Genomic DNA, 26,691 nt, shown 5'->3' on the forward strand with positions numbered 1-26,691 from the left:
TTTCCGGTGAAGGTGATCCCTATCTACTGTAGCGGATTCAGCGGCCGCCATTCTACTGCCAATCCCCCCGAGTTGTCGCATGATGTAACAGCGCTTCGCTGGCCGTCGGCAACATGAAATCCTCTCAATTGGGCAGTCGACCATTTCCGTGTACAGTGTCCCGGTAATGTAATATGGTTTCGTTACTTGTTAATTTAAGAGAGTTTTATTGATGAAGAAGTTGTTTAGCCTGGCGTTAATCGCCACCTCTGTCGCCCTGCTGAGCGCCTGCTCTCCGGATGAAGATAATAAAGTGAAAGTCGCTATCAATACCGGGCCGGACGAAGCCATCTGGAAAGTGGTGGAGCAGGTGGCGAAGGATAAATATCATCTCGACGTCGAAGTGGTCTCCTTCAATGATTATGTGCTGCCCAACGAAGCACTGAACAACAAAGATGTGGATGCCAACGCCTTCCAGACCCTGCCGTACCTTGAGGCGCAGTCGAAAGAGCGCGGCTATAAATTTGCGGTGGTCGGTAAAACCTTTGTCTTCCCTATCGCCGCCTATTCTCACCGGATCAAAAACATCAGCGAACTGCCCGATGGGGCGACGGTGACCATTTCTAATGAAACCACTACCCTGGGCCGCAGCCTGCTGCTGCTCCAGGCGCAGGGGTTACTCAAGCTGAAGCCGGGCGTCGGCTATTTACCCACCACGCTGGATATCATCGACAACCCGAAACAGCTGAAAATTGTTGAAGTGGATACCCCGCAGCTGACCCGTACCCTTGATGATCCGAACGTCAGCCTGTCAATCATTAACACCAACTTCTCCGCTCAGGCGGGCCTGTCGGCCGCCCGCGACGGTCTGTTTATGGAGGGGCCGGATTCCCCTTACGTGAATGCGATTGTCGCCCGCGAGGATAATAAGGACAGCAAGAAAATTCAGGAGCTGAAAGCCGCCTTCCAGACCAGCGAAGTCGCGGAAAAAGCGAAGGAAGTCTACAAAGGCGACGCGATTAAAGGCTGGTAAGCCTGAACCAGCGCCGTCCCTGCCGACGGCGCCGCGCTATCCCCGCACCCGCGAACGCAGCAGCAACCAGATAAAGACCGGCGCGCCCAGCGTCGCCGTCACCACGCCAATCGGCAGCTCTGCGGCGGAAAGCGCCAGTCGGGCAATGATATCCGCCCCCAGCAAGGCGCTCGCCCCGGCCAGCATACAGGCCGGGAGCAACACCCGGTGATCGCTCAAGCCGCATAGCCGCAGAATGTGCGGGATCACCAGGCCAATAAAGCCAATCGCCCCTGCCAGCGCCACGCTAACGCCGACCATCCAGCCGGTCGCCACCACCAGTAATTTGCGCCACAGCCACAGCGGCAGCCCCAGCTGACGGGCGGAGACTTCGCCCAACGCCAGTAAATTCAGGGGTTGTGACTGCAGACAGACCCAGCAGAGCACCGGCAGGAGGGCTATCATCAGCCACAGCTGCTGCCAGTCGACGCCGCCAAACCCGCCCATCATCCAGTACATCAGTTGCCGCAGGTCAAAAGAGGTAGAGAAGTAGACCGCCCAGGTCATCAGGGCGCTGCAGATGATCCCCAACGCCACCCCCGCCAGCAGCAGACGGCTGGTGGAGAGATGGCGGCGGGCAAAACGCAGCAGAATAAAGGTGATCAGCAGCGCGCCAAAGATGGCACACAGGCCGAGCGCCCAGCCGGGCAGAATCCCTTTCCCCAGCAGGACCGCGGCAATCAGCCCGACGCCCGCGCCGTTGGAGACGCCCAGCAGACCTGGCTCGGCCAGCGGATTTTCAAACAGCGCCTGCATAATCGCCCCGGAGAGCGCCAGCGCCGCCCCCACCAGCACCACCGCCAGGGTTCGCGGCAGGCGGATCTGCCAGATAAACAACTGACCTTTGGCGCTCAGCCATTCGCCTGGCGGGATCCATTGATCCCCCGCGCACAGGCTGATCAGCAGGGTGACCAGCAGCAACAGCGTTAATCCGAAGAGCCAGCGCCGGCTGCGGCGCTGTTGGAGATGGGCGAGAGTCAGCATAGATTCCATTACGCAGTGGGAACAAGAGGCTGATTTTACGGCGGGTATCCCGGTGAGAAAAGGAAAACCTCATGTTCCTGCGTTGACGCGGAGAAAACCCCCGCGTCGCCCCCCTTCTTTTACACCAGGATCTGAAACAGCAGTGCAAAGAGGATGATATTCGCCACCACAATTGCCCAACCGTTATAGAGCATATATTTCAGATGCGTAGACTGCGCCAGCCCCATCTGGCCAAACATGTCCGAAGAGGGAAACGGCCCGAACCAGTCCACCTGAGACGAGGCCAGCAGCACCGCGGTGGTCCCCTGGGGCGGCACGCCGGCGGCCATCAACATCGGGCCAAAGATTTTATGGGTAAACGTCATCTGGGCCACCGCCGCACCGGGCACATGGCCGATAATATTGAACGCGAAGATGCTAAAGCACAGCCAGGCCGGGGAGATCCCCTCCAGCAGCGGTTGGGTATACTCCAGCAGCCCCTGATAGGCATGCAGGCCATCCATCAGCTCCAGGATCGGGTTATATAGCCAGTAGAGAATAAACATCCACACCAGACGGCCGCAACCGTGATACAGCGCCTGCAGGATCTGCGTCGGTCGCAGGCCGCCTACCAGCCCGGTCATCAGGGCCACCAGCAGCATGACGATAATCGCAAAGCTGAAGCCAGCTTTGATCACCACGCCAACGACCGCCATCACAATAATGGTCGCAGCGAAAGCCAGCGCGCTTAATTTACGCCGACGCTGCTGCACGGCGCTGAGGTCCTCTTTTGGCTTCTCCGAGAGATCGACGTCATAGCGCAGTTTGCCTTCAGTCATCTTCTGGATCCGCCCCGCCATTATCCAGCCGGCCAGCAGCGTCACCGCACTCATCGGCAGACCGACGTACAGCAGATAATCCGGATAGCTCAACCCGCCGAGGCTGAGGATTGTCACGGTGCTGGGGGTGAAGGGCCCGGTAAAGAGCCCAACGGAGCCGGCGGTCATCATCAGCGCGGCGACCGTCGGCGGCGTTAAGCGTACCGCTGCCGCCACCGGAATGATCACGGCCACGATAATGGCGTTACCACCGGCCATGGTGCCCAGCGAACCACAAATTAAAATTGATGAGACGACAATACCGAATTTCACTCGCGTCTGACTCGACAGCCCGATGCGATAAACCACGAACTTCACCAGCTCAACCGCTGCGCCAGTGCGGGTGGCCACTTCCCCCACGCCGGCGCCAAGCATAATAATAAGCCCAACGGTGGCAATAAATGATCCGGTGGATTTCGCCAGCATGGCGCCCATTTCCGGCAGGCCGGTCGAAGTCATTATCATGGCGATAATAATCGAGGAGATGACCGCCAGCACAATATCAACGCCGATCAGCGATAATATCGCTAACGCTACCAGCGGCGTAAATCCCAGCAGGCCAAGCTCGCTGCCCGGTCGACCGTGGCACCACAGCGCAATCATCACGAACAGCAGCAATAACAGACCAATAATAACGTTTTTTCGCGTGATATTTCGTCTGACAGGCGCATTGCCTGCGAGCGTTGAGTCACTCATAACACTCCTTAATGCCAATCAATCTGACCGTATTAGTCAGGTGGTGTATTGGGGCCTGCTCAGAAAATATCCTCCCTCTTTTTCATTATTGATTGGCCGCGGCCTGAGGGGCTGTTGGGTACAAAGGAAAAATTCTGAGAGCGTAATATTCCGCCATCCGGCGGGACCTACAGCACAATATGTAACCAGCGCGCTGATTGGTGATTAAATTTATGTTAACTTAGTGTTAGTAGAAAATGACTTTTTATCGGTAGGCTATAACCCTGAGTTAACTGTTCATGAAACTGCGTCATCTGGAAATCTTCCACGCCGTAATGACCTGCGGCTCTTTATCGCGGGCGGCGGAAGCGCTCAATATCTCCCAGCCAGCGGCCAGCAAAGCGTTAAAAAGCGCCGAAATGAAGCTGGGTTTTACCCTCTTTCAGCGGGTGCGCGGCAAGCTGCTGCCGACCAGCGAGGCGATCACACTTTTCGAAAAAGCGCAGAGCATTTATCAGGACCTCGACAACCTGCGCCTGCTGGCCGATAACCTGGCCCGCGATCCGCGCGCCAAAATCACCTTAGGCTGCCTGCCAAGTCTGGGATTAAGCCTGGTGCCAGAGCTGGTAACCGATTTTTATCAGCAAAACAGCAATCTGGTGATGACCCTGACCACCGAGCACACCGAGACGCTGGTCAGGAAACTGGATTTACGCGAGATAGATTTAGCGCTGACGCTGCAGCCGGTGCAGCAGGGGGAGATCCTTACTACCCTGATTGCCGAAGTACCGCTGGTGTACATCGACCGTCATTATCGTCAGGGGGCAGTGGATATCAGCCAGATCGATCAGCAACGCTGGATCTCACCGGGGCCGCACTCCCTTTCTGCCGCCATCGCCACCCGCCGCGACTTTTCCACCACCCGGCTAAACGTCCAGACCTACTATACGGCCACCGAGTTCGTGAAGCGTGGCATGGGCTGCAGTATCACCGATATCTTTTCCGCCCAGCACAATCTCGCACCGGAGATGATCCATCCCATTACGCCGCCAATTGCTATTAACCTCTGCCTGCTGCGCCGGGCCGATGTTTCCTTGAGCCCGATGGCGCAAAAATTTGTCGATTTTCTCTGCCAGCGGCTACGTCAGCAGCTCAAAACGATTAACCTGCGGTTATACCCTGACCATAAAAAGTCAATTGCGCCACTGGGGTAAATGCTTTGACATAACCCATAAATTTATCAGCGGTGGATTTATCGGGTTATGAACAAACGCATTGTCATTATCGGCGGCGGCGTGGTCGGTCTGGCCACAGCCTGGGAACTGATCAAGCGCGGGCATCAGGTGCAATTACTGGAGCGCAATGCCGAACCGGGCAGCGCCACCAGTTTTGCCAACGGCGGACAATTAAGTTACCGCTACGTCGCCCCCCTTGCTGATAGCGGCGTTCCCCTGCAGGGAATGAAATGGATGGGCAAAGCCGATTCGCCGCTGAATATGCGTCTTAGAATGTCTTTCCAGCAGTGGCGCTGGCTGCTGCAGTTCCTGCGCGCCTGTAATAGCCAGACCAATAAAATGAATGGCGACCATATATTGCGCCTGTCATTGCTCAGCCGTCAGGTTATGCAGGCGTGGCGGGATGAGGATAATCTTGCCGATTTCCACTGGCGGCGCAGCGGTAAATTAATTATCCACCGTCGGGCATATGATTTTAATAAAGCGGCAAAAGGCATAGACCCTCAGTATCAGCAGGCGCTGAATGCTGACGGTTGCCTGCGGCTGGAGCCGGCGCTCAGACATATCAGCCCTTCACTACAGGGCGGAATTTATTCGCCGGGCGATGAAACAGCGGATTGCCATCAGTTTTGCCTTGCCCTGCTTGATAAGCTCAATGCCAGCAGCAACTTTAGCCTGCTCACCCACTGTGAGGTGCAACGGCTTAATAAGCGCGGCGGATGCATCAGCTCACTGGAAACCAGCCACGGGACCATCACCGGCGATGATTATGTCGTTGCCGCCGGTAACGGCAGTGGTCCTCTGCTTGGGCATCTGGGGGTTCGCGTGCCGCTGTGCGCCCTGAAGGGGTACAGCCTGACCCTGCCCTATCCTGAAAAAGCAGGTATTGCCCCGGACATCAGCGTCACCGACTACGGGCACAAAATCGTGTATGCCCGCCTTGGCCAACAACTGCGCATCGCGGCGATGGTGGACATCGGCTACGACGGCGACGAACTGCGCGAGAGCCGCATTCAGGCGCTGAAAAGCATCGTCGCCCGCAGCTTTCCCGAACTCGAAGGGCTGGATCAGGCCGAAACCTGGACCGGGATGCGCCCGTCAACGCCAGCAGGCCCACCAATGCTGGGGCGCGCGGGATTCCCGAATCTGTGGATGAATCTCGGACAGGGTAGCCTTGGTTTTACCCTCGCCGCCGGCAGTGCGGTGGTGCTGGGCGCGTTAATCGACGATCAGACGCCAGACATTTCTTTAGAAGGTCTCACATGGAAACAAACCGCATGACAATTATTCGCAATAATCCGCAACCTCGCCTTTCCGCCAGCGTTGAGTATGGCGATCTGCTGTTCCTCTCCGGACAGACGCCGAAAAGCAATGAAGACGATATCGTTTTACAAACCCGCGAAGTGCTGGAGAAGATCGACGCGCTGCTGGCGGCGGCCGGCAGCGATAAGCAGCACATTCTCTCCGCGCAAATCTGGCTGAAAAATATCGAACGTGATTTTGCCGCGTTCAATGAGGTGTGGGTGCAGTGGATGCCGGAAGGCCACAGCCCGGCGCGAGCGGCCGTGCAGGCGGAGATGGCGCGACCGGAAATCCTGGTGGAGATCATGCTCACCGCCGTCAAAGCGTAGGGACGTATAAAAAAGAAAAAGGCCGCAATGCGGCCTTTTTAATTAGTTCAGATTATTTGTCTTTAGGCGACGCGTTTTCGACACGGCTTTTCAGTTTCTGACCGGGTCTGAAGGTCACCACGCGCCGGGCTGTAATGGGAATATCCTCCCCCGTCTTCGGGTTACGTCCCGGGCGTTGGTTCTTATCCCGCAAATCGAAGTTGCCGAACCCGGAGAGTTTGACCTGTTCTCCGTTTTCCAGAGCACGACGGATCTCTTCGAAAAACAACTCGACCAGTTCTTTGGCATCCCGCTTGCTAAGCCCAAGCTTATCAAACAGATATTCTGACATTTCAGCTTTTGTAAGCGCCATAGGTTCAATCCCTCAATGATGCCTGGAATCGCTCTTTTAATGCCTCTACACATCTGGCAACGGTAGCGGCAATCTCCTCTTCTTCGAGTGTACGGCTGGTATCCTGCAGGATCAGGCTAATCGCAAGGCTCTTATACCCTTCCGCCACACCCTTACCACGGTACACGTCAAATAAGTTTACGCCAACTACCTGATTTACGCCAACTTTCTTACATTCGGCTAAAACATCGGCGGCAGCCACGTTTTCCGCGACCAGCACCGCGATGTCGCGACGGTTCGCCGGGAAGCGGGAAATATCGCGCGCCTGAGGCACCACGCGGTCTGCGAGCTTGTTCCACTCCAGTTCGAACACCAGAGTGCGACCGTTCAGATCCAGTTTACGTTCCAGCTCCGGATGAACAACCCCAATGAAACCAATACGTTCACCTTTAAGATAAATCGCGGCGGATTGTCCCGGATGCAGCGCGGTGATCGCTTCGGCACGGAATTCGATGTCGGCTAATTTACCGGTTAAATCCAGTACGGCTTCCAGATCGCCCTTCAGATCATAGAAATCGACCGTCTCTTTCGCCAGTGTCCAGTGCTCTTCGTAGCGGTTACCGCAAATCGCCCCGGCCAGCATTACATCCTGACGAATGCCCAGCGGCGCATTGGTGTCTGGCACAAAACGCAACCCGCTCTCAAAGATGCGCACGCGGTTCTGCTGACGGTTTTGGTTGTAGACCACGGTTCCCAGCAGGCCGGTCCACAGCGACAAGCGCATCGCCGACATTTCGCTGGAGATCGGGCTTGGCAAGATCAGCGCCTCTTCACCGGCGTGGATCAGCTGCTGGACTTTCGGGTCGACGAAGCTGTAGGTGATGACTTCCTGATAGCCTTTGTCATTCAGCAGCGTTTTCACACGCTTCAGCGACAGATCCGCTTCACGGTGAGTCCCCATGATCAGGCCTGCTTGCACCGGCTCATCGGGAATGTTGTTGTAGCCGTAAACGCGAGCCACTTCCTCAACCAGATCTTCTTCGATCTCCATATCGAAACGCCAGCTCGGCGCGACCGCCTGCCATTCGCCCTCGCCAACGGTCACTTCGCAGCCGAGGCGCTGCAGAATGTCAGTAACCTGCGCGTCGTCGATATGATGGCCAATCAGGCGATCCAGCTTGCTGCGACGCAGCGTAATGGTGGCACGTGTTGGCAGATGCTCTTTGCTGGTAACGTCGATTACCGGGCCGGCTTCGCCGCCGCAGAGGTCAATCAGCAGACGAGTGGCGCGCTCCAGCGCTTTATACTGCAGCGCCGGATCGACGCCACGCTCATAGCGATGAGAGGCATCAGTATGCAGGCCATGACGACGCGCGCGACCGGTAATAGACAGCGGGCTGAAAAAGGCGGACTCCAGCAGCACATTTTGTGTTTCGCCGTTCACGCCGGAGTGTTCCCCGCCGAAGATCCCACCCATCGCCAGCGCTTTATTATGGTCAGCAATGACCAGGGTATCGCTGTCAAGCTTAGCCTCGGAGCCATCCAGCAGCACCAGGGTTTCGCCCTCTTTCGCCATACGCACCACGATCCCGCCTTCAATGCGATCGCGGTCAAAGGCGTGCATCGGCTGACCCAGCTCAAGCAGCACATAGTTGGTGATATCAACCACCGCGTCGATGGAGCGGATGCCGCAGCGGCGCAGTTTCTCTTTCATCCACAACGGCGTCGGCGCTTTGACGTTGATGCCTTTCACGACGCGGCCGAGATAGCGCGGGCACGCCTGCGGGGCATCAACCTGAATCGGCAACACATCATTGATGGTCGCGGCAACCGGGGTAATTTCCGGCGCGTTCAGCGGCGCTTTGTTCAGCACGGCCACGTCGCGCGCGACGCCGATGATGCCCAGGCAGTCGGCGCGGTTCGGGGTAACGCTGATTTCGATGGTGTTATCGTCAAGCTTGAGGTATTCGCGGATATCAGTGCCAATCGGCGCATCGGCCGGCAGCTCGATAATCCCGCTATGGTCGTCGGAAATCCCCAGCTCGGAGAAGGAGCACAGCATCCCTTCAGACGGCTCACCGCGCAGCTTCGCGGCCTTAATTTTAAAATCGCCCGGCAGCACGGCGCCGATGGTGGCTACCGCGACTTTCAGCCCCTGACGGCAGTTTGGCGCGCCGCAGACGATATCCAGCAGACGCTCACCGCCGACATTGACTTTGGTAACCCGCAGTTTGTCAGCATTCGGATGCTGACCGCACTCCACCACTTCACCGACAACGACGCCGTTGAAGCTACCGGCAACCGGCTCAACGCCGTCCACTTCGAGGCCAGCCATGGTGATCTGATCGGAAAGCGCTTCGCTGTCGATCGCCGGGTTAACCCACTCGCGTAACCACAGTTCACTGAATTTCATTGTTCTGTCCTGCCCTTATTTAAACTGTTTGAGGAAACGCAGATCGTTTTCGAAGAACGCGCGCAGATCGGTGACGCCATAGCGCAGCATGGTCAAACGCTCCATGCCCATGCCGAAGGCAAAGCCGGAGTAGACTTCCGGGTCGATACCCACGTTGCGCAGCACGTTCGGGTGTACCATCCCGCAGCCCAGCACTTCCAGCCATTTACCGTTTTTACCCATCACGTCAACTTCCGCGGACGGCTCGGTGAACGGGAAGTAGGACGGACGGAAGCGCACCTGCAGATCTTCTTCAAAGAAGTTGTTCAGGAAGTCGTGCAGCGTCCCTTTCAGGTTGGTGAAGCTGATATTTTTATCAACGATCAGACCTTCCATCTGATGGAACATCGGGGTGTGGGTCTGATCGTAGTCGTTACGATAGACGCGGCCCGGCGCGATAATACGAATAGGCGGCTGCTGGTTTTCCATGGTGCGGATCTGCACGCCGGAGGTCTGGGTGCGCAGCAGGCGAGTGGCATCGAACCAGAAAGTGTCGTGGTCAGCGCGTGCCGGATGGTGACCCGGAATATTCAGCGCATCGAAGTTGTGGTAATCATCCTCGATTTCCGGGCCCGTCGCCACGGTAAAGCCGAGCTCACCGAAGAAACTTTCAATACGGTCGATGGTGCGGGTGACCGGGTGCAGGCCGCCATTTTCGATACGACGACCCGGCAGCGAGACGTCAATGGTCTCTGCGGCCAGACGGGCGTTTAGCGCCGCGCCTTCCAGTTCAGCTTTGCGCGCGTTCAGCGCCTGCTGCACCTGCTCTTTCGCTTCGTTGATGACCGCACCGGCTGCCGGACGCTCTTCCGGCGGTAACTCGCGCAGGGTGGTCATTTGCAGGGTCAGATGCCCTTTTTTACCCAGGTATTCCACGCGGACGTTGTCCAGCGCAGCAACATCTGATGCCTCGTTAATGGCTGCCTTGGCACTGGCAACCAGCTCTGCGAGATGTGACATGGTTTTCCTCATTATGTCGGTGCAGACACCGGTTATAGTGAAATTAATATCCCGAATCCATATACGAAAAAAGCCTCCACAGGGGAGGCTTTCTGGCGCTGTTTTCCGTTTCTTCTTTCACGCGCTAGCCTCCTGAGTTCAGGTGCTAAAGTAAAAAAAGAAGCGGAAAATAGCAGCATTCATGCTTGCATTACCTTGTCTGGTAAGAAACGTCAGACCTGTATTGAAAAGCCTGCGCCGATAAAAGTCAATGTATTGATGGTGTTGAAACGAAAAGAGGGAGACAAGCTCCCTCTTTCAACTGGCTTATGCCAGAGCTGCTTTCGCTTTTTCGACCAGAGCGGTGAACGCTACTTTGTCGAATACAGCGATGTCAGCCAGGATCTTACGGTCGATTTCAACAGAGGCTTTTTTCAGGCCGTTGATGAATTTGCTGTAAGAAATACCGTTCTGACGTGCTGCTGCGTTGATACGTGCAATCCACAGTTGACGGAACTGACGTTTACGTTGACGACGGTCACGGTAAGCGTACTGACCAGCTTTGATAACAGCCTGGAAGGCAACGCGGTATACGCGAGAACGCGCACCGTAGTAGCCTTTAGCTTGTTTCAAAATTTTCTTGTGACGTGCACGTGCAATTACACCACGTTTTACGCGAGCCATGTGTGCTCTCCTGTATCTATTCTAAGTTAAAAAAGTTAAACGTTAACGACTTATGCGTACGGCAGGCACGCGATTACCAGGCCCAGATCGCCTTTGGAAACCATGGCTTTCGGACGCAGGTGACGTTTACGCTTGGTAGCTTTTTTAGTCAGAATGTGACGCAGGTTAGCGTGCTTGTGCTTAAAACCACCTTTACCGGTTTTTTTGAAGCGCTTAGCAGCACCGCGTACGGTCTTAATTTTTGGCATTTTAATAACTTCCACTTCGCATTGTTAATAAACGAAACAAAGGCGAACAAAACCAGTGAGCCGAAGCCCACCGGAAATGTTTCTTGATGGCCTTACTGTTTCTTCTTAGGAGCGAGCACCATGATCATCTGGCGGCCTTCGATCTTCGTTGGGAAGGATTCGACTACTGCCAGTTCAACCAGATCGTCTTTCACGCGGTTAAGCACTTCCATACCGATCTGTTGGTGGGCCATCTCACGACCGCGGAAACGCAGCGTGATCTTGGCCTTATCGCCATCTTCGAGAAAGCGAATCAGGCTGCGGAGTTTTACCTGATAGTCACCTTCATCAGTACCAGGGCGGAATTTAATTTCCTTAACCTGGATAACTTTCTGCTTCTTCTTCTGTTCCTTAGAAGACTTACTCTTTTCATAAAGGAACTTGCCGTAGTCCATGATACGACAAACTGGCGGCTCGGCGTTAGGGCTGATTTCAACTAAATCTACTCCAGCCTCTTCAGCCTTTTCGATAGCTTCTCTCAGACTCACAATACCCAGCTGCTCACCTTCCAGACCTGTTAAGCGAACTTCCTGGGCGCGAATCTCGCCATTGATACGATTCGGACGTGCCGTTTGAACTCGTTTTCCGCCTTTAATACCTTATTCCTCCAGTTGTTGAAGACTGCGGCTGCGAATCTCTTGTTGCAGCTTCTCGATCACTTCATTTACGTCCATGCTGCCGAGGTCTTTCCCGCGACGGGTGCGCACGGCCACTTTGCCGGCCTCAACCTCTTTGTCGCCACAGACCAACATATACGGGACACGACGTAAAGTGTGCTCGCGGATTTTAAAGCCAATCTTCTCATTTCTCAAGTCTGCTTTTACACGAATGCCCGCATTTTGTAGTTTACGTGTCAATTCGTTAACGTATTCAGCCTGAGAATCGGTAATATTCATGACCACTACCTGCACTGGTGCAATCCAGGTTGGGAAGAAGCCGGCAAATTCTTCGGTCAGGATGCCAATGAAGCGCTCCAGCGAACCAAGAATTGCGCGGTGAATCATAACCGGCACCTGACGCTCGTTGTTTTCGCCTACGTAGGAGGCGCTTAAACGCTGCGGCAGAGAGAAGTCCAGCTGTACGGTACCGCACTGCCATGCACGATCGAGGCAGTCATACAGGGTAAATTCAATTTTCGGGCCGTAAAACGCCCCTTCACCCAATTGATATTCAAATGGGATGTTATTTTCTTCCAGCGCCACCGCCAGATCCGCTTCCGCGCGATCCCAGGTCTCGTCGCTACCGATACGTTTTTCCGGGCGAGTAGACAGTTTGACGACGATCTTCTCGAAGCCAAAGGTGCTGTACATATCGTAGACCATACGAATACAGGCGTTCACTTCATCGCGAACCTGATCTTCAGTACAGAAGATATGCGCATCATCCTGGGTAAAGCCGCGAACACGCATCAGACCATGCAGCGCACCTGATGGTTCGTTACGGTGACAGCTACCGAATTCCGCCATACGCAGCGGCAGATCGCGGTAGGATTTCAGTCCCTGGTTGAAGATCTGCACATGACCCGGGCAGTTCATCGGCTTGATGCAGTATTCACGGTTCTCAGAAGAGGTGGTAAACATCGCATCTTTGTAGTTGTCCCAGTGGCCGGTTTTTTCCCACAGCACACGGTCCATCATGAACGGGCCTTTCACTTCCTGATACTGGTACTCTTTCAGTTTAGAGCGAACGAAAGTTTCCAGTTCGCGGAAGATAGTCCAGCCGTCATTGTGCCAGAACACCATCCCCGGCGCTTCTTCCTGCATATGATACAGGTCGAGCTGCTTACCGATTTTACGATGGTCACGCTTGGCGGCTTCTTCCAGACGCTGGAGATAAGCATTCAGCGCTTTTTTATCAGCCCACGCGGTACCGTAGATACGCTGCAACATTTTATTATTGCTGTCGCCGCGCCAGTAGGCACCGGCCGTTTTCATCAGCTTGAAGTGATGGCAGAAGCGCATGTTCGGTACGTGCGGACCGCGGCACATATCGATATATTCTTCATGATGATACAGGCCAGGCTTGTCATCATGGGCAATGTTTTCGTCAAGAATAGAAACTTTATAGGTTTCGCCACGCTTCACGAAGGTTTCACGCGCTTCGTGCCAGCTGACTTTCTTCTTGATGACATCGTAGTTTTTCTCGGCGAGCTCGTGCATACGTTTTTCGAGCGCGTCGATATCTTCCTGAGTCAGGGTGTGGTCCAGATCGACATCATAGTAAAAACCGTTGTCGACAACCGGGCCAATGGCCATTTTAGTGTTCGGCCACAGCTGTTTGATCGCATGACCTAACAAGTGAGCGCAGGAGTGACGAATGATTTCCAGACCGTCTTCATCTTTTGCGGTGATAATAGAAAGCGTGGAGTCAGTTTCGATCGGGTCGCAGGCGTCAACCAGCTCACCGTTTACACGTCCGGCAATGGTGGCTTTCGCCAGGCCTGGACCGATATCCAGCGCAACATCCATCGGACTAACAGCGTGGTCAAAATGGCGTTGGCTGCCATCAGGAAGCGTAATTACAGGCATTTTATGTCCTTATTTGCAGTGGTGCCCCACACGAAAGAGCACATACAAAACTATATAATCATAATTATCATCAGGTTAAGGCGCAGTTCCCGCTTCACTCTGCGAAAATAGGAGCACGATCGGCGCGATCGTTCCCGGCTGCCGCCGCCTGCTGATAACACCGGGGAGTAGTTTACACATCATTGGTACGTGATTAAAGCCGCAACAGCATAAATGATGGCAGAATGCGGAGAAAACAAGAGGACCACGGATAAAAAGCAGAATATCCGCCGTTAAGGCGCGGTAATAATCGCCAGCGAAGCCGGGCGATATTATTCGGACGAGATAAAAGAGGCGCGTTGATATTGCCAGCTGAATGTTTATCGCAGGTTGTTAAACCGGTACCACTTTATCCGGCTTAATAGACTGAGCGCGAAATCGTAACCGGAAATATTATGACCACTCGCCAGCCACCAGCGTATGCACATTAAAGGCGTCGCTCATGGATTGTCCGGTAGTATGGGAACCGGGGGCAATATTCGAACCGGCTTCAACATCGGTAGCTTTGGCAATGCCAATCTGCGTATGATCCTGGTTGCCAGACGGCGGAACGGGCGTAGCGGCTGACGCGCCAAAGGAAAGCACGCACAGCGCCAGGGCTGCGATGGTAAATTGTGTCTTTTTCATGATGTTTATTCTCTTATTACGGAAGACATACCGGATAACGTCACCACCCGGTTAGTGTCTGTTAGTATAGATCCAGATCACATATTTGTCCGTCGAATATTTAGCTTTTTGTGTCAAATAGAATGAATATTTGTCAGCAAAGCTGATAATAATGGAGAAAAAATGGAGGACAATTTGTTTTTATAAAAACTAAAACAAATGGTCAGAAAAAATAATGTCACTTATTGTTAAATCTAAAACGAACAGGCCGGCAAAGCCGGCCTGAAAATATTACATTTTATACCCGAGGGACAGCGAGGTCCGACGGTCGGTATGTTCCGGCGCAGACGAAGGCGGCGCGGAGTTCCAGGTGACGTTGTAGGCAACCTTCAGAGCGAAATGGGCGTTAATCGCCACGTTTAATGCGCTCTCAGAGTTGACCGTGGTGTCCTCAGCGCCAAACACTGATACCCCTTGCGTAAATTTCGCGTTATCAGTCATCTGCCAGGCCCAGGTGCCGGAGGCGTATCCCAGCGGCTGGGTGTCCGTATCCCCGTCAGTATACTCGTCATAGCGGACGCCAGGACCGAATTCAAACCGCAGACTGTGCACCGGACCATTAAGGATCTGCCGACCATAGCCCGCCGTCAGGACATCGCGCTGCTGATAGCCGTTGTAGCGGTCGGTTAGCCAGCTTCCCTGACCAAAAACGTAGTTCATGTCGGTCAGGTTATAACGGCTACGTCCCCCAACAGCATATTTTTCTGAGGATCGTTCATCGTTGGAGGAGGTATTGCTGGCGTTGCCCCACAGCGACCAGGCGGTGGTATTGCCATACCAGGTCAGGGTGGAATCGGCCGTCATCGAAGAGTTCTTGGTGTTGCCGGACTGCGCCAGGTAGCCTGCGTTAACCACCCCTTCGAACGGTTTTTTGGCAGCGGAAGGGTCATCCATGACGGTAAATACAGAATCATCGGCCAATGCGCCAACAGACGCAAAAAGCCCCCCCGCCAGCATAACCGCTGCGGGTACTGTCTTTAAAAGCTTCATTATAACTCTCTAAAATACATTTTTTAGGACAGTACAAATGATGAACAGGCATAAGCTTGCCGGCTCATTGAAGTTAGCGTCCGTACAACATAAAAGAGACCTGAGGGTCTCGGAAACTTTCGCGAGGATCGCGGAGTGCAGGTCCTAAGAAAGGTAGCAAATTATAAAAAAGCACGAATAACATAGCAATCACTTACTCTTTCGTTTTTTGAATAAGACAGCTCCGGAAACAATCTTTATTTCATAATGAAAATGGAGGCTTCTTTGCAAATCTCTCAGGAACGGCACTTCCCCTCCCTGAGCCATCGTGCCATGCTTAAATAAAATACAGTCACCGTATTAAGGAGGAGAAGGAATGACCAAAATTTATACGCTCACGCTGGCCCCTTCGCTGGATAGTGCCACGCAGACCCCGCAAATCTACCCGGAAGGGAAACTCCGCTGCAGCGCCCCGGTATTTGAGCCTGGCGGTGGCGGGATCAACGTCGCCCGCGCCGTGACCTTTCTTGGCGGTAAAGCCACGGCCATTTTTCCGATTGGCGGCGCCACCGGCGAGCATCTTGCTGCTCTGCTGGCCGATGAGCAGGTTCCGGTCGAGACCGTCGAAACCCGCGACTGGACGCGGCAAAACCTGCACGTCCACGTGGCGGCCAGCGGCGAACAGTATCGCTTCGTTATGCCCGGCGCGGCGCTGACGGACGATGAATTCCGCCGTCTGGAAGAGAAAGTCCTGACCATCGAACCCGGCTCTCTGCTGGTGGTCAGCGGCAGCCTGCCGCCAGGTATCAGCGTGGAAAACCTGATGCAACTGGTGAAAAATGCGCAACAGCAGGGGCTGCGCTGCATCATCGACAGCTCCGGCGATGCGCTGGCCGCCGCGCTGGACGTCGGTAATATTGAGCTGGTGAAACCGAACCAGAAAGAGCTTAGCGCCCTTGTGCAGCGCGATCTCAGCCAACCCGATGATGTTCGCCTCGCCGCTCAGTCATTGATCCAGTCCGGTAAAGTACGTCGGGTAGTCGTTTCACTCGGTCCGCAGGGGGCGTTAGGTGTTGACGCCAGCGGCAGCGTTCAGGTGGTACCGCCGCCGATGAAAAGTCAGAGCACCGTGGGCGCCGGCGACAGCATGGTGGGCGCCATGACCCTGCGTCTGGCGGAAAACGCCAGCCTCGAAGACATGGTACGCTTTGGCGTCGCTGCCGGTAGCGCCGCGACCATCAACCAGGGTACCCGCCTCTGCTCGCAGGCCAATACGCAAAAAATCTACGATTATCTCTGCGGGCGTTGATCTTCCCCGACCCCTCCGCGCCGCGGAGGGGAACCACGATATTGGCAGGATGGTCTATGCTGGAAAGGCCATGCATAACAACGGGGTGTAAAGATGAGCAATGAGATTACCGCCTGGGTCGTCAGCGTGATCTTCCACGAGCAGGCGCTGACGGAGATCAACGAGGTCAGCAACCATTTTACCCGCGCCGGGTTTGTACTGACCCTCAATGATGAAGAGGGCACTCCCCATGAGCTGGGTACTAACACCTTTGGTCTGTTGAGCGCCCAGGAGGCAGAGGAAGTGCAGGCCCTCAGCGCAGGGCTGGCGGAATCGGCCCTTGGCCGCCCGGCAGAGATCACCGTCAGCACATTCGCCGAGTGGTTAAAAGCTCAATAAGTGCGTTTAGCGCAACGGAAAGCGTCAGTTGTGCGTCAGTTCCAGGTTTACCCGGTAGTAATGCGCTAACCTTATGATATGGTGGAAAACATGGGGAGAGACAGCATGTGGCAAGCAATCAGTACTCTTTTACGCGATTGGCATACCGATGACGCTGAAATCGAACTGAAAACCGAGCTGCCCGGCGGAGAGATCCATTCCGCCTGGCATTTACGCTTCGGCGGTAAAGATTACTTCGTGAAATGCGACGAACGGGAACTCCTGCCTATCTTCACCGCCGAGGCCGATCAGCTTGAGCTGCTGTCGCGAAGCAAAACCGTTCGCGTACCGCAGGTCTTCGCCGTCGGCAGCGATCGTGACTACAGCTTTGTGGTCATGGAGTATCTCCCTCCCCGGCCGCTGGACGCGCATAATGCATTCCTGCTTGGCCAGCAGTTAGCCCACCTCCATCAGTGGAGCGATCAGCCGCAGTTCGGTCTGGATTTTGATAACGATCTTTCCACCACGCCACAGCCCAACGCCTGGCAACGCCGATGGTCGGTGTTCTTTGCCGAGCAGCGAATCGGCTGGCAGCTGGAGCTGGCGGCGGAGAAAGGCCTGCACTTTGGCAATATCGATACCTTAGTCGACGTGGTACAGCAGCGACTGGCCAACCATCAGCCGCAGCCGTCGTTGCTGCATGGGGACCTGTGGTCAGGTAACTGCGCTTTAGGACCGGATGGCCCCTATATTTTCGATCCCGCTTGCTACTGGGGCGACCGTGAGTGCGATTTAGCCATGTTGCCGATGCATCCGGAGCAGCCCCCGCAGATCTACGACGGCTATCAGTCCGTCTCGCCGCTGCCGTCAGGTTTTCTCGACCGTCAGCCGATCTATCAGCTCTATACGTTGTTGAACCGGGCGATTTTGTTCGGTGGCCAGCACCTGGTGACGGCCCAGCAGGCGCTGGACGATGTATTAATGGAAAAAACGCGTTAGGCAATAATGTTCACGGCGGACGTCCCGGTCCGCCGTGGTTCATTATCAGTTAATCTCGACGCCGTTCAGACGGAATTTGATGGTCATTGTCACGCCGGTTCCCGGTCTTGCCTGCTCATAACGCCATCTGCGCATCGCGCTTTTCACTTCGCGCTCGAACATATTCGCCGGCTGAGCAGAGAGGATCTGCAGATTATCAATGCGACCATCAGGCGTAACGTCAAACTTCACCCGCACCGTTCCTTCAATGCGCAGCGCCTGGGCGCGTGCCGGATAGGTCGGCTGGACACGGCTGATCGCCCGCGGGCCGCTTGGGGCAGTGACCGTGGGTTTGGCCGCTGCGGTCGAGGTGCTCGGTGCGGTACGTGCCGGCGTCGTATTGTTGTTTTCAAACGGCGAGGCCGGACGGGGCTCCGCTGCCGGCTTCACGTCCCGCTTCGGCTGCTCAACCTTTTTCTCTGGCTTTGGCTTGGGTTTAGGTTTGGGCTTCGGCTTAGGTTCCGGTTTATGGATCACCACCGGCGCCTCTTTCGGTGGTTCAGGTACCACCTCAGGTTCAGGCTCAGGTTCGGGTTCAACAACGGGCTCCACGACTGGCTGCGCCGCCGGGGGCGGCTCAAGATCGGCCGGCGCCACCATCGTAATCTCTATCGGCTGCGTCGGAGAAGGCTGTTCAATAACCTGATGTACCGAGGTATAAAGCAGCCCCGCCACAACGGCACCGTGGATAGCCACGGACAGCAGCGTTGGCCACGGGAAGCGGCGAGGTAAATCAAGGGTCATTGCGCTCATAGTCGTTTCTGTTGAAAAATGATGGTCCGATTTTAAATGCAAATAGCAATCATATTCAATAAGGCGTCTTAACCTGAGTCAATTTTTGCCACCATTTGCAGAAAAAAGCCGCGTCGGCAGCGCATTCAACGCCAATGTGCATCTTTGCATTGCAGTCCATCGCCGTTTCACTTAACGTAATTCGCCTGTTTATTGATAAGGAGCTTTGCCGTGCTTTACGTTATCTACGCTGAAGATATCGCCGATTCTCTGGAAAAGCGGCTGTCAGTTCGCCCCGCGCATCTTGCGCGTTTACAACTCTTACATGATGAAGGTCGGCTGCTTACCGCCGGGCCTATGCCGGCCGTTGACAGCAACGAACCGGGCGCAGCGGGATTCAGTGGCTCAACGGTGATTGCTGAGTTTGAATCGCTGGAAGCGGCTCAGGCCTGGGCCAATGACGATCCGTATATCGCCGCCGGCGTCTACCGCCAGGTCTCTGTTAAGCCGTACAAAAAAGTGTTTTGAAAATATCCTTTTTTTGTTCTGGTTAACCACACAACCAGACCAGGCTACCCGATTAAAGGGCGTATTTTGCTACATGACATTCAAATGTCGCCCTTTTTAACCGCACGGTAGCGTTGGCTGTAATCTGCCTGACATGCCCGGAAAATAGGTCCATCCCCTCTCCTGCTCCAACACCTCCGCCCTCCATGAAGGTGTACGAGCATCCCTGCTGTCCGACAGAGGCCTCTGAGAATGTTCTCTGACAGAGTAACGCGGTCTTATTCAGAATAAGCAAGCCTGGTCAATGCGAGTTGAATGACAAAAACCTTATGTGCGTCTGTTATGTATGTTCATGTATTTTATTTATCGCCTGCTTTATATGCCTGCACATCCTGATATTGCCCAATAAATTCGAAACAGAGTTGAAAGAGAAAATTACAGCGAAATGGTTTCTTACCGACAGATATTAAGCTTTAAGTAAAATCGATTAAAAAATTTGAAAAGGAATAACAAATATTTTCAATAACGATGGTCTTTTTATGGGCTACCATTCATGTACTTGAACATGCTGAGGACCTCTTTTGTGAACGCTCTGAAAAAAACCGCATTATTTTCTCTGCTTGCCTTATATATCCCGCTTTCCCAGGCTGCTGCTACGGAATATAGCCTCGATCCGCAGCATACTTCGGTTGTTATTGCCTGGAACCATTTTGGTTTTTCTAATCCCACCGCCTATATATCTGATGTTTCAGGAAAACTTTCTTTTGATAAAGAGAGCCCTGAGAAATCCTCTGTGAATGTTACTCTGCCGGTGAAAACTATCGACACTCACGTCAAGGCATTAACAGATGAATTTTTAGGCAAAGACTACTTCGATGTCAAAACATTTCCTGAGGCCACTTTCCAGAGCACCCGTGTAGTAAGTAAAGGCGGCAATAAATATGATGTTGAAGGTAATCTGACCATTAAAGGCATTACTAAACCCGTCGTACTACATGCAACGCTCAATAAGCAGGATATGCATCCTATGGTCAAAAAGCAGGCCATTGGATTTGATGCCACCGGGGTCATTAAACGTTCCGACTTCAAACTGGATAAATATGTACCGGCGGTGAGTGATAACGTGACCATCACGTTATCCACTGAAGCCTACGCCCAATAAGTTTACGCTCGGGTGATGGCGTGATTTTATTGAAGACTGATATTCCGCAGGCAATGTAAAATCAACACAGGTTTTGAATATCAGTCCATGCTGTTTATCGGTTAGTGGATATCGCGACAGGAACAGGCTCTGCAGATAATCACTAAGCATGTATAGCATAAATAGAGATCTGGCGGAGAGGGAAACGGCTACGGCACCGCGTGCGGTGCCGTCTCTCAGCTTGCTTAACTCTCGGGGAAGATAAACAGCAGAGCATGGCGCTGCCGTTTTACCAGTCCCTTCCTGATAGCAAGGATCCGCATATTGCGGCGCGATTGGGCTTCCAGCCAGCGCGCTTTACGGCGATTCACCTGTCTCAGCATGCGCCAGCGCCCTACTTCCGTTCTACTACGCTTCATTGCAACGACTCTACGAGTGAAAACAGCCTCCATTATAAACCTCTGCCAGCAACTGACTACCGCTTTCGCTGCGTTTTTATTTGCCAGAAAAATACTGATGCGTAAACTCATCACATAACGTCATTCAAAAGGATTTTACATCTATGACAACCTTTTACACGGTGGTGAACTGGCTGGTCATTTTGGGGTACTGGCTGTTGATCGCCGGTGTAACATTACGAATTTTAATGAAACGCCGCGCTGTGCCGTCCGCTATGGCATGGCTGTTGATCATTTATATCCTGCCGCTGGTGGGGATTATCGCCTATCTCTCCTTCGGTGAACTGCATTTGGGCAAACGCCGGGCTGAACGCGCCAGAGCGATGTGGCCCTCCACGGCCAAGTGGTTAAACGACCTCAAGGCCTGCAAACATATCTTCGCGGAAGATAACAGCCCGGTGGCCGAATCCCTGTTCAAGCTATGCGAACGACGTCAGGGGATTGGTGGCGTCAAAGGCAACCAGCTGCAGCTGCTGACGGAATCTGATGACGTGATGCAGGCTCTGATCCGCGATATCCAGTTAGCCCGCCACAACATAGAGATGGTTTTCTATATCTGGCAGCCCGGCGGCATGGCCGACAGCGTCGCCGAGTCGCTGATGGCGGCCGCCCGCCGTGGGGTTCACTGCCGGTTAATGCTCGACTCTGCGGGCAGTGTGGCTTTTTTCCGCAGCCCATGGGCAGCGATGATGCGCAATGCCGGCATTGAAGTGGTCGAGGCTCTCAAAGTGAACCTGATGCGTGTGTTTCTGCGTCGGATGGACCTGCGTCAGCACCGCAAAATGGTGATGATCGATAACTATATCGCCTACACCGGCAGCATGAATATGGTCGATCCGCGCTACTTTAAACAGGACTCGGGGGTCGGACAATGGATTGACCTGATGGCGCGGATGGAGGGCCCGGTGGCTACTTCCATGGGCATCGTCTACTCCTGCGACTGGGAAATCGAAACCGGAAAGCGCATTCTGCCACCGCCGCCGGACGTCAATATCATGCCGTTCGAAGAGGCCAGCGGACATACTATCCACACTATCGCTTCCGGCCCGGGCTTCCCGGAAGACCTTATCCATCAGGCGCTCCTCACCGCCGCCTACGCGGCGAAAGAGCATCTGATAATGACTACGCCCTACTTCGTTCCCAGCGACGATCTGTTGCACGCGATCTGTACCGCTGCTCAGCGCGGTGTCGACGTGAGCATTATTTTGCCGCGCAAGAACGATTCGCTGCTGGTGGGCTGGGCCAGCCGGGCCTTTTTCACCGAGCTGCTGGCCGCCGGGGTCAAAATTTATCAGTTTGAAGGCGGACTGTTGCATACCAAGAGCGTGCTGGTCGATGGCGAACTGAGCCTGGTGGGAACCGTCAACCTGGATATGCGCAGCCTGTGGCTCAACTTCGAGATCACGCTGGTCATCGATGACGCCGGTTTCGGCAGCGATCTGGCGGCGGTTCAGGATGACTATATCTCGCGCTCGCGCCTGCTGGATGCCCGTCGCTGGTTAAAACGTCCACTGTGGCAGCGGATCGCCGAGCGACTGTTTTACTTCTTCAGTCCGTTGCTGTAAAACGTGCCCATCAGATACCGAATGAGTAGCAATCATGGATATGGATTTAAACAACCGCCTGACCGAAGACGAAACGCTTGAGCAGGCTTACGATATCTTTCTCGAACTAGCGGCCGATAACCTCGACCCGGCGGACATCATTCTGTTTAACCTGCAGTTTGAGGAGCGCGGCGGTGCCGAGCTGTTTGACCCTTCCGCAGACTGGGAAGAGCATGTGGATCACGATCTGAACCCGGATTTCTTCGCTGAAGTGGTGATTGGCCTGGCGGATACCGACGGTGGGGAAATCAATGATATCTTCGCCCGCGTGCTTCTGTGCCGCGAAAAAGATCATAAGCTGTGTCATATTCTGTGGCGTGAATAACGCTCATCAGCCTGAGTAAAAGCCTGCCGCGGTCTTCCCGGCAGGCTTTTTTTATGTTTTATGCCACCAGCTTACTTCGGTAACGCATGACCGCAGGCGTGGCAAAAACGGGCGTTATCATCATGTTCACCCTGCCGGCACTGCGGGCATAAGCGATGCTGACGCCGACGGTTCAGGGCGCTGGTCATATGGGTAGTGATGAGCCCGGTCGGAATAGCGATGATGGAATAGCCAATCAGGATGAGTATTGAGGCCAGAATGCGGCCCAGTGGAGTGTGCGGGGTAATATCGCCGTAGCCGACGGTGGTGATGGTCACAATGGCCCAGTAGACCGAGGCATTGAGCGTGGTAAAGCCGTATTGTGGTCCTTCAATCAGATACATGAGCGAGCCAAAAATGACCATCACAATGGCAATAAACGAATAGAACAGAATCAGCTGATGGCGGGCGCTGACGATAGCCCGCCAGAATACGTTCAGCGAAGGCATAAAGCGCAACAGTTTGAGGATACGCAGCGCGCGGATCGCCCGCATTGCTCGCCAGGCAAAGACATAATTCAGGCTAATCTCCGGCCATAGCCACATTACGTACAGCGGTAGAATCGTCGCCAGATCAATCAACCCCCAAAAGCTGAAAATATAGTGGAGCGGATTGGGCCAGGTGGCGATACGCAGCAGGTACTCTACGGTAAAGACCGCGGTCACCAGCAGCTCCAGCCAGACAAAAATATGCCATTCGTCTAATGTCAGATGATATTGCGTGCCCAGCCCCGATTCGATAAATATCACCAGCACGCTGAGCAAAGCGAAAAGTCCGCACAGTCCTTCAAAGCGGCGGCCGGAACGTCGGTTCTGATCGAAAAGTAAATGATAAAGCCGCAGACGAGCGGCAGAAAGCATACCCACTTCGTTAACCTCGCAAAGAAAAGGGCTGACCTGCGTCAGCCCCTGAGATTATAACGGGTCTACCTTCAGGCAGGAAACCGCATGGCGGAAACTGCCCTCCAGCACCGGGCGGGTTTTGGCGCACTCTGGCCCGGCAAGCGGGCAGCGGGTGCGGAAGACACAGCCCGACGGCGGGTTAATGGGTGAAGGTAACTCCCCCTCCAGCAACTGGATGGTTTTGGTTTTCTCGAGGTCCGGGTCGGGGATCGGCACCGCCGACATCAGCGCTTTGGTGTAGGGATGCAGCGGATTGTGGTACACCTCGTCGTAAGTGCCCAGCTCCACCGCATGACCCAGATACATCACCAGGACGCGATCGGAGATATGTTTAACCACCGCCAGATCGTGGGCAATAAATATCAGCGACAGCCCCATTTCACGCTGCAACTGCTGCAGCAGATTGACCACCTGCGCCTGAATCGACACATCAAGCGCGGAGACTGGTTCATCGCAGATAATCAGCTTTGGCTCAAGAATTAACGCCCGCGCGATACCGATGCGCTGGCACTGACCGCCGGAGAACTCATGCGGATAACGGTTGATCAGGTTCGGCAGCAGCCCGACCTTCATCATCATTGCTTTGACGCGATCGCGCACTTCCTGACGGGGCATCTTCGGATGATAGGTACGCAGCGGTTCGGCGATAATTTCGCCGATAGTCATGCGCGGGTTCAGCGAAGCCAGCGGATCCTGGAAGATCATCTGAATATCGCTACGCACCTCGCGCCACTCTTCCGGCTTCATGCCCAGCAGATCTTTACCCAACCAGGCCACTTTGCCATCGGTCGCTTTCACCAGGCCAATAATGGCGCGGGCGAAGGTTGATTTACCGCAGCCGGACTCCCCCACCACGCCGAGGGTTTCCCCCTCATAAAGACGCAGCGTCACGCCATCCACCGCTTTCAGCGTTTTCGACGGCTGCCAGAACCACTGTTTGCCATCTTTGATATCGAAGTGCACCTTCAGGTCGGCAATCTCGAGCAGGACTTTTCGTTGTTCAGTTACGGCGTTCATAGCAGATCCCCCACCGGTTTAAAGCAGGCGCGCAGGCGGCCTGGCGCGAACGACTCCAGCGGCGGTGCGCTGCTGCACTGCTCCATGGCGTGCGGGCAGCGCGGCTGGAATGGACAGCCTTTCGGCAATCGCAGCAGGTTTGGCGGGTTGCCAGGGATAGTTAACAACGCATCGCCCTCGGCATCCAGACGAGGAACTGCATTCAACAGGCCAATGGAGTATGGATGCGACGGTTGATAGAAAACATCGCGCGCCTGACCGTACTCCATGGTGCGCCCGGCGTACATCACCAGCACTTTATCGCAGATCCCCGCTACCACCCCGAGGTCGTGGGTGATCATGATGATGGCCGTATTGAATTCGCGTTTAAGCTCATTCAACAGCGTCATGATCTGCGCTTGCACGGTGACGTCCAGCGCGGTGGTGGGTTCATCCGCGATCAGCAGCCGCGGCCGGCACAGCAGCGCCATGGCAATCATCACGCGCTGGCGCATCCCGCCGGAGAATTCATGCGGGAACATCTTCATGCGCTTACGCGCTTCCGGCATTTTTACCGCATCGAGCATCTTCACCGACTCTTCAAACGCCTCGGCTTTGCTCAGTCCTTTGTGCAACATCAGGACTTCCATGAGCTGCTCGCCCACCCGCATATACGGGTTAAGAGAGGTCATCGGATCCTGGAAAATCATTGAGATTTGCTCGGCGCGCAGTTTATTCAGCTCGCGCTCCGGCAGATTCAGGATTTGCCGACCGTTAAAGGTGGCGGATCCTCCGATACGGCCATTGGCCGCCAGCAGCCCCATCAGAGCGAACGCGGTTTGCGATTTACCGGAGCCAGATTCGCCCACAATGCCGAGCGTCTCGCCCGCCTGCAGGGTGAAGTTCAGGTCATTGACGGCGGTGACATCGCCATCCGGCGTTTTAAAGGTGACGCGAAGATCTTTCACGTCCAGCAGCAGGCCGCTGTGACTCTGCGCTTGCGGCGCCTTTGCCGTTTCAATCATAGTCATGGCAGCGCTCCTTAGCGGTCTTTCGGGTCGAGGGCATCACGCAGACCATCGCCGATAAAGTTAAAACAAAACAGGGTCACCACCAGGAAACCTGCCGGGAACAGCAGCAGCCAGGGCGAGACTTCCATGGAGTTAGCGCCATCGCTGAGCAAGGCTCCCCAGCTGCTGAGCGGCTCTTGCGTTCCCAGTCCGAGAAAGCTGAGGAAGGATTCGAAAAGGATCATGCTGGGAACCAGCAGCGAGGCATATACCACCACCACCCCCAGCACGTTGGGGACGATATGGCGCAGCACGATGCTGGCCGTGGAGACCCCGCCGACCTGCGCGGCTTCGATAAACTCTTTGCGCTTCAGGCTCAAGGTCTGTCCGCGCACAATACGCGCCATATCCAGCCAGGAAACCATGCCGATGGCCACGAAGATCAACAGAATGTTCTGACCAAAAAAGGTCACCAGCAGGATGACGAAGAACATAAACGGGAAGGAGTTGAGGATCTCCAGCAGACGCATCATCACCGAATCTACTTTGCCGCCGAGATAACCGGAAAGCGAACCGTAGAGCGTGCCGAGGATCACCGCTACCAGCGCCGCGGCCACCCCGACCATCAGCGAAATACGTCCGCCGATCGCCACGCGCACCAGCAGATCGCGTCCGGAGGAGTCAGTTCCGAAGTAGTGGCCTGAGGCCATATCCGGGGGGTTAGACATCATGCCCCAGTCGGTATCGAAGTAGGAGAACGACGACACCATCGGCGCCAGGGTAACGAACAGCGCAATAAGCACCAGCATAATCAGGCTGGTCACCGCAGCGCGGTTATGCATAAAGCGGCGACGAGCGTCCTGCCAGAGGCTGCGCCCTTCCACTTCCAGCTTCTCACTGAAGTTTTCCAGCGCCTCGCTATTTTTCTTACTTAACATCATGGCG

The 26,691-nt window shown here is 54.7% G+C and carries 28 protein-coding genes, 1 pseudogene and 1 other annotated feature; of the genes and pseudogenes, 11 read left to right on the forward strand and 18 right to left on the reverse strand.

What is annotated here, in order from left to right; all coding sequences use genetic code 11:
* Positions 1–211: 211 nt before the first annotated feature.
* Positions 212–1,012 (forward strand): MetQ/NlpA family ABC transporter substrate-binding protein, encoded by an 801-nt coding sequence (locus ACKLKD_RS02565; RefSeq protein WP_061154230.1) that lies wholly within the window; start codon positions 212–214, stop codon positions 1,010–1,012.
* Positions 1,013–1,048: 36 nt separating this feature from the next.
* Here the strand turns inward: ACKLKD_RS02565 and btuC are convergent, their stop codons facing one another.
* Positions 1,049–2,035 carry a vitamin B12 ABC transporter permease BtuC gene (gene btuC / locus ACKLKD_RS02570; protein WP_025712042.1) on the reverse strand — a complete coding sequence of 329 codons (987 nt, stop codon included), beginning with the start codon at positions 2,033–2,035 and terminating at the stop codon, positions 1,049–1,051.
* 119 nt (positions 2,036–2,154) lie between these two features.
* Positions 2,155–3,588 carry a gluconate:proton symporter gene (locus ACKLKD_RS02575; RefSeq protein ID WP_087805169.1) on the reverse strand — a complete coding sequence of 478 codons (1,434 nt, stop codon included), beginning with the start codon at positions 3,586–3,588 and terminating at the stop codon, positions 2,155–2,157.
* Between the two features lie 278 nt (positions 3,589–3,866).
* On the opposite strand from ACKLKD_RS02575, the gene ACKLKD_RS02580 reads away from it, so the two are divergent.
* Genes ACKLKD_RS02580 through ACKLKD_RS02590 form a run of 3 tightly spaced genes read left to right on the forward strand, consistent with a single transcriptional unit; the run spans position 3,867 to position 6,433 of the window.
* Positions 3,867–4,781 carry a LysR family transcriptional regulator gene (locus tag ACKLKD_RS02580; RefSeq protein ID WP_087805166.1) on the forward strand — a complete coding sequence of 305 codons (915 nt, stop codon included), beginning with the start codon at positions 3,867–3,869 and terminating at the stop codon, positions 4,779–4,781.
* A 36-nt stretch (positions 4,782–4,817) separates the two neighbouring features.
* Positions 4,818–6,083: a D-amino acid dehydrogenase gene (locus ACKLKD_RS02585; protein WP_323116886.1), complete on the forward strand. Its 1,266-nt coding sequence runs from the start codon at positions 4,818–4,820 to the stop codon at positions 6,081–6,083.
* On the forward strand, positions 6,080–6,433 hold the full coding sequence (locus tag ACKLKD_RS02590; protein ID WP_025712038.1) for a RidA family protein: 354 nt from the start codon (positions 6,080–6,082) through the stop codon (positions 6,431–6,433). The genes ACKLKD_RS02585 and ACKLKD_RS02590 overlap by 4 nt, the downstream gene beginning before the upstream one ends.
* Positions 6,434–6,485: 52 nt before the next feature.
* Here the strand turns inward: ACKLKD_RS02590 and ihfA are convergent, their stop codons facing one another.
* From ihfA to ACKLKD_RS02640, 10 genes are all read right to left on the reverse strand, one after another.
* Positions 6,486–6,785: an integration host factor subunit alpha gene (gene ihfA, locus ACKLKD_RS02595; protein ID WP_002909098.1), complete on the reverse strand. Its 300-nt coding sequence runs from the start codon at positions 6,783–6,785 to the stop codon at positions 6,486–6,488.
* A gap of 4 nt (positions 6,786–6,789) precedes the next feature.
* A complete protein-coding gene (pheT, locus tag ACKLKD_RS02600; protein WP_025712037.1) occupies positions 6,790–9,177 on the reverse strand; it encodes a phenylalanine--tRNA ligase subunit beta in 2,388 nt (795 codons plus the stop codon).
* 15 nt (positions 9,178–9,192) lie between these two features.
* Complete coding sequence (gene pheS / locus ACKLKD_RS02605; RefSeq protein ID WP_002909105.1) at positions 9,193–10,176, reverse strand: phenylalanine--tRNA ligase subunit alpha; 984 nt, start codon at positions 10,174–10,176, stop codon at positions 9,193–9,195.
* A gap of 63 nt (positions 10,177–10,239) precedes the next feature.
* Positions 10,240–10,364, reverse strand: a sequence feature (Phe leader region).
* Complete coding sequence (gene pheM / locus ACKLKD_RS02610; RefSeq protein WP_001386830.1) at positions 10,315–10,359, reverse strand: pheST operon leader peptide PheM; 45 nt, start codon at positions 10,357–10,359, stop codon at positions 10,315–10,317. Its footprint overlaps the feature before it by 45 nt.
* A gap of 118 nt (positions 10,365–10,482) precedes the next feature.
* Positions 10,483–10,839 carry a 50S ribosomal protein L20 gene (gene rplT, locus ACKLKD_RS02615; protein ID WP_000124850.1) on the reverse strand — a complete coding sequence of 119 codons (357 nt, stop codon included), beginning with the start codon at positions 10,837–10,839 and terminating at the stop codon, positions 10,483–10,485.
* A gap of 50 nt (positions 10,840–10,889) precedes the next feature.
* Positions 10,890–11,087 (reverse strand): 50S ribosomal protein L35, encoded by a 198-nt coding sequence (rpmI, locus tag ACKLKD_RS02620; RefSeq protein WP_001124225.1) that lies wholly within the window; start codon positions 11,085–11,087, stop codon positions 10,890–10,892.
* Between the two features lie 92 nt (positions 11,088–11,179).
* Positions 11,180–11,722, reverse strand: a complete 543-nt coding sequence (gene infC / locus ACKLKD_RS02625; RefSeq protein WP_004189469.1) for a translation initiation factor IF-3 — start codon at positions 11,720–11,722, stop codon at positions 11,180–11,182.
* Positions 11,723–11,725: 3 nt separating this feature from the next.
* On the reverse strand, positions 11,726–13,654 hold the full coding sequence (thrS, locus tag ACKLKD_RS02630; protein WP_087805161.1) for a threonine--tRNA ligase: 1,929 nt from the start codon (positions 13,652–13,654) through the stop codon (positions 11,726–11,728).
* A gap of 432 nt (positions 13,655–14,086) precedes the next feature.
* Complete coding sequence (locus tag ACKLKD_RS02635) at positions 14,087–14,320, reverse strand: hypothetical protein (protein ID WP_025712034.1); 234 nt, start codon at positions 14,318–14,320, stop codon at positions 14,087–14,089.
* Positions 14,321–14,590: 270 nt separating this feature from the next.
* Positions 14,591–15,349, reverse strand: coding sequence for a DUF481 domain-containing protein (locus ACKLKD_RS02640; RefSeq protein WP_025712033.1), 759 nt, complete (start codon positions 15,347–15,349; stop codon positions 14,591–14,593).
* A 355-nt stretch (positions 15,350–15,704) separates the two neighbouring features.
* On the opposite strand from ACKLKD_RS02640, the gene pfkB reads away from it, so the two are divergent.
* The 3 genes from pfkB to ACKLKD_RS02655 all read left to right on the forward strand — a co-directional run bounded on the left by pfkB (position 15,705) and on the right by ACKLKD_RS02655 (position 17,993).
* On the forward strand, positions 15,705–16,637 hold the full coding sequence (gene pfkB, locus ACKLKD_RS02645; RefSeq protein ID WP_025712032.1) for a 6-phosphofructokinase II: 933 nt from the start codon (positions 15,705–15,707) through the stop codon (positions 16,635–16,637).
* Positions 16,638–16,730: 93 nt separating this feature from the next.
* Positions 16,731–17,015, forward strand: coding sequence for a type V toxin-antitoxin system endoribonuclease antitoxin GhoS (gene ghoS, locus ACKLKD_RS02650; protein WP_080896704.1), 285 nt, complete (start codon positions 16,731–16,733; stop codon positions 17,013–17,015).
* A 105-nt stretch (positions 17,016–17,120) separates the two neighbouring features.
* Positions 17,121–17,993 carry a fructosamine kinase family protein gene (locus ACKLKD_RS02655; RefSeq protein WP_025712030.1) on the forward strand — a complete coding sequence of 291 codons (873 nt, stop codon included), beginning with the start codon at positions 17,121–17,123 and terminating at the stop codon, positions 17,991–17,993.
* Between the two features lie 45 nt (positions 17,994–18,038).
* Here the strand turns inward: ACKLKD_RS02655 and tonB are convergent, their stop codons facing one another.
* On the reverse strand, positions 18,039–18,785 hold the full coding sequence (gene tonB / locus ACKLKD_RS02660) for a TonB system transport protein TonB (RefSeq protein WP_025712029.1): 747 nt from the start codon (positions 18,783–18,785) through the stop codon (positions 18,039–18,041).
* 210 nt (positions 18,786–18,995) lie between these two features.
* Between tonB and ACKLKD_RS02665 the strand changes: the two genes are divergently transcribed.
* Positions 18,996–19,292 (forward strand): YciI family protein, encoded by a 297-nt coding sequence (locus ACKLKD_RS02665; protein WP_002910042.1) that lies wholly within the window; start codon positions 18,996–18,998, stop codon positions 19,290–19,292.
* Between the two features lie 492 nt (positions 19,293–19,784).
* Positions 19,785–20,433 (forward strand): annotated as a pseudogene (locus tag ACKLKD_RS02670) (YceI family protein).
* Positions 20,434–20,657: 224 nt separating this feature from the next.
* Here ACKLKD_RS02670 and ACKLKD_RS02675 read toward each other — a convergent pair.
* Positions 20,658–20,831, reverse strand: a complete 174-nt coding sequence (locus ACKLKD_RS02675) for a YciY family protein (RefSeq protein WP_132312360.1) — start codon at positions 20,829–20,831, stop codon at positions 20,658–20,660.
* A 143-nt stretch (positions 20,832–20,974) separates the two neighbouring features.
* Between ACKLKD_RS02675 and cls the strand changes: the two genes are divergently transcribed.
* Both cls and ACKLKD_RS02685 read left to right on the forward strand, forming a co-directional pair.
* Positions 20,975–22,435: a cardiolipin synthase gene (gene cls / locus ACKLKD_RS02680; RefSeq protein WP_004203158.1), complete on the forward strand. Its 1,461-nt coding sequence runs from the start codon at positions 20,975–20,977 to the stop codon at positions 22,433–22,435.
* Positions 22,436–22,469: 34 nt separating this feature from the next.
* Positions 22,470–22,799, forward strand: a complete 330-nt coding sequence (locus ACKLKD_RS02685; RefSeq protein WP_087805159.1) for an HI1450 family dsDNA-mimic protein — start codon at positions 22,470–22,472, stop codon at positions 22,797–22,799.
* Positions 22,800–22,870: 71 nt separating this feature from the next.
* Here ACKLKD_RS02685 and ACKLKD_RS02690 read toward each other — a convergent pair whose 3' ends face one another.
* From ACKLKD_RS02690 to oppC, 4 genes are read right to left on the reverse strand one after another with little or no spacing between them, the layout of a single operon-like run.
* Complete coding sequence (locus tag ACKLKD_RS02690) at positions 22,871–23,698, reverse strand: ion transporter (RefSeq protein WP_025712026.1); 828 nt, start codon at positions 23,696–23,698, stop codon at positions 22,871–22,873.
* Positions 23,699–23,752: 54 nt separating this feature from the next.
* A complete protein-coding gene (gene oppF / locus ACKLKD_RS02695) occupies positions 23,753–24,757 on the reverse strand; it encodes a murein tripeptide/oligopeptide ABC transporter ATP-binding protein OppF (protein WP_025712025.1) in 1,005 nt (334 codons plus the stop codon).
* Positions 24,754–25,767 carry an ABC transporter ATP-binding protein gene (locus tag ACKLKD_RS02700; RefSeq protein WP_004151853.1) on the reverse strand — a complete coding sequence of 338 codons (1,014 nt, stop codon included), beginning with the start codon at positions 25,765–25,767 and terminating at the stop codon, positions 24,754–24,756. Before ACKLKD_RS02700 ends, oppF begins: the two co-directional genes overlap by 4 nt.
* 11 nt (positions 25,768–25,778) lie before the next feature.
* Complete coding sequence (gene oppC, locus ACKLKD_RS02705) at positions 25,779–26,687, reverse strand: oligopeptide ABC transporter permease OppC (protein ID WP_025712024.1); 909 nt, start codon at positions 26,685–26,687, stop codon at positions 25,779–25,781.
* Positions 26,688–26,691: the final 4 nt, after the last annotated feature.

Source organism: Klebsiella sp. 10982 (assembly GCF_048589245.1).
Lineage (GTDB): Bacteria > Pseudomonadota > Gammaproteobacteria > Enterobacterales > Enterobacteriaceae > Klebsiella > Klebsiella quasivariicola.

What these genes read in the sequence shown, in the direction of transcription:
- ACKLKD_RS02565 (WP_061154230.1), top strand. Translation starts at nt 212, where the DNA reads ATGAAGAAGTTGTTTAGCCTGGCGTTAATCGCCACCTCTGTCGCCCTG.
- oppF (WP_025712025.1), bottom strand. Translation starts at nt 24,757, where the DNA reads ATGAACGCCGTAACTGAACAACGAAAAGTCCTGCTCGAGATTGCCGAC.
- oppC (WP_025712024.1), bottom strand. Translation starts at nt 26,687, where the DNA reads ATGATGTTAAGTAAGAAAAATAGCGAGGCGCTGGAAAACTTCAGTGAG.
- ACKLKD_RS02685 (WP_087805159.1), top strand. Translation starts at nt 22,470, where the DNA reads ATGGATATGGATTTAAACAACCGCCTGACCGAAGACGAAACGCTTGAG.
- ACKLKD_RS02590 (WP_025712038.1), top strand. Translation starts at nt 6,080, where the DNA reads ATGACAATTATTCGCAATAATCCGCAACCTCGCCTTTCCGCCAGCGTT.
- ACKLKD_RS02655 (WP_025712030.1), top strand. Translation starts at nt 17,121, where the DNA reads ATGTGGCAAGCAATCAGTACTCTTTTACGCGATTGGCATACCGATGAC.
- rpmI (WP_001124225.1), bottom strand. Translation starts at nt 11,087, where the DNA reads ATGCCAAAAATTAAGACCGTACGCGGTGCTGCTAAGCGCTTCAAAAAA.
- rplT (WP_000124850.1), bottom strand. Translation starts at nt 10,839, where the DNA reads ATGGCTCGCGTAAAACGTGGTGTAATTGCACGTGCACGTCACAAGAAA.
- ghoS (WP_080896704.1), top strand. Translation starts at nt 16,731, where the DNA reads ATGAGCAATGAGATTACCGCCTGGGTCGTCAGCGTGATCTTCCACGAG.
- ACKLKD_RS02640 (WP_025712033.1), bottom strand. Translation starts at nt 15,349, where the DNA reads ATGAAGCTTTTAAAGACAGTACCCGCAGCGGTTATGCTGGCGGGGGGG.
- ACKLKD_RS02700 (WP_004151853.1), bottom strand. Translation starts at nt 25,767, where the DNA reads ATGACTATGATTGAAACGGCAAAGGCGCCGCAAGCGCAGAGTCACAGC.
- ACKLKD_RS02580 (WP_087805166.1), top strand. Translation starts at nt 3,867, where the DNA reads ATGAAACTGCGTCATCTGGAAATCTTCCACGCCGTAATGACCTGCGGC.
- pfkB (WP_025712032.1), top strand. Translation starts at nt 15,705, where the DNA reads ATGACCAAAATTTATACGCTCACGCTGGCCCCTTCGCTGGATAGTGCC.
- thrS (WP_087805161.1), bottom strand. Translation starts at nt 13,654, where the DNA reads ATGCCTGTAATTACGCTTCCTGATGGCAGCCAACGCCATTTTGACCAC.
- ACKLKD_RS02675 (WP_132312360.1), bottom strand. Translation starts at nt 20,831, where the DNA reads ATGAAGCGTAGTAGAACGGAAGTAGGGCGCTGGCGCATGCTGAGACAG.
- btuC (WP_025712042.1), bottom strand. Translation starts at nt 2,035, where the DNA reads ATGCTGACTCTCGCCCATCTCCAACAGCGCCGCAGCCGGCGCTGGCTC.
- tonB (WP_025712029.1), bottom strand. Translation starts at nt 18,785, where the DNA reads ATGAGCGCAATGACCCTTGATTTACCTCGCCGCTTCCCGTGGCCAACG.
- ACKLKD_RS02575 (WP_087805169.1), bottom strand. Translation starts at nt 3,588, where the DNA reads ATGAGTGACTCAACGCTCGCAGGCAATGCGCCTGTCAGACGAAATATC.
- ACKLKD_RS02635 (WP_025712034.1), bottom strand. Translation starts at nt 14,320, where the DNA reads ATGAAAAAGACACAATTTACCATCGCAGCCCTGGCGCTGTGCGTGCTT.
- ACKLKD_RS02690 (WP_025712026.1), bottom strand. Translation starts at nt 23,698, where the DNA reads ATGCTTTCTGCCGCTCGTCTGCGGCTTTATCATTTACTTTTCGATCAG.
- ihfA (WP_002909098.1), bottom strand. Translation starts at nt 6,785, where the DNA reads ATGGCGCTTACAAAAGCTGAAATGTCAGAATATCTGTTTGATAAGCTT.
- pheS (WP_002909105.1), bottom strand. Translation starts at nt 10,176, where the DNA reads ATGTCACATCTCGCAGAGCTGGTTGCCAGTGCCAAGGCAGCCATTAAC.
- cls (WP_004203158.1), top strand. Translation starts at nt 20,975, where the DNA reads ATGACAACCTTTTACACGGTGGTGAACTGGCTGGTCATTTTGGGGTAC.
- pheT (WP_025712037.1), bottom strand. Translation starts at nt 9,177, where the DNA reads ATGAAATTCAGTGAACTGTGGTTACGCGAGTGGGTTAACCCGGCGATC.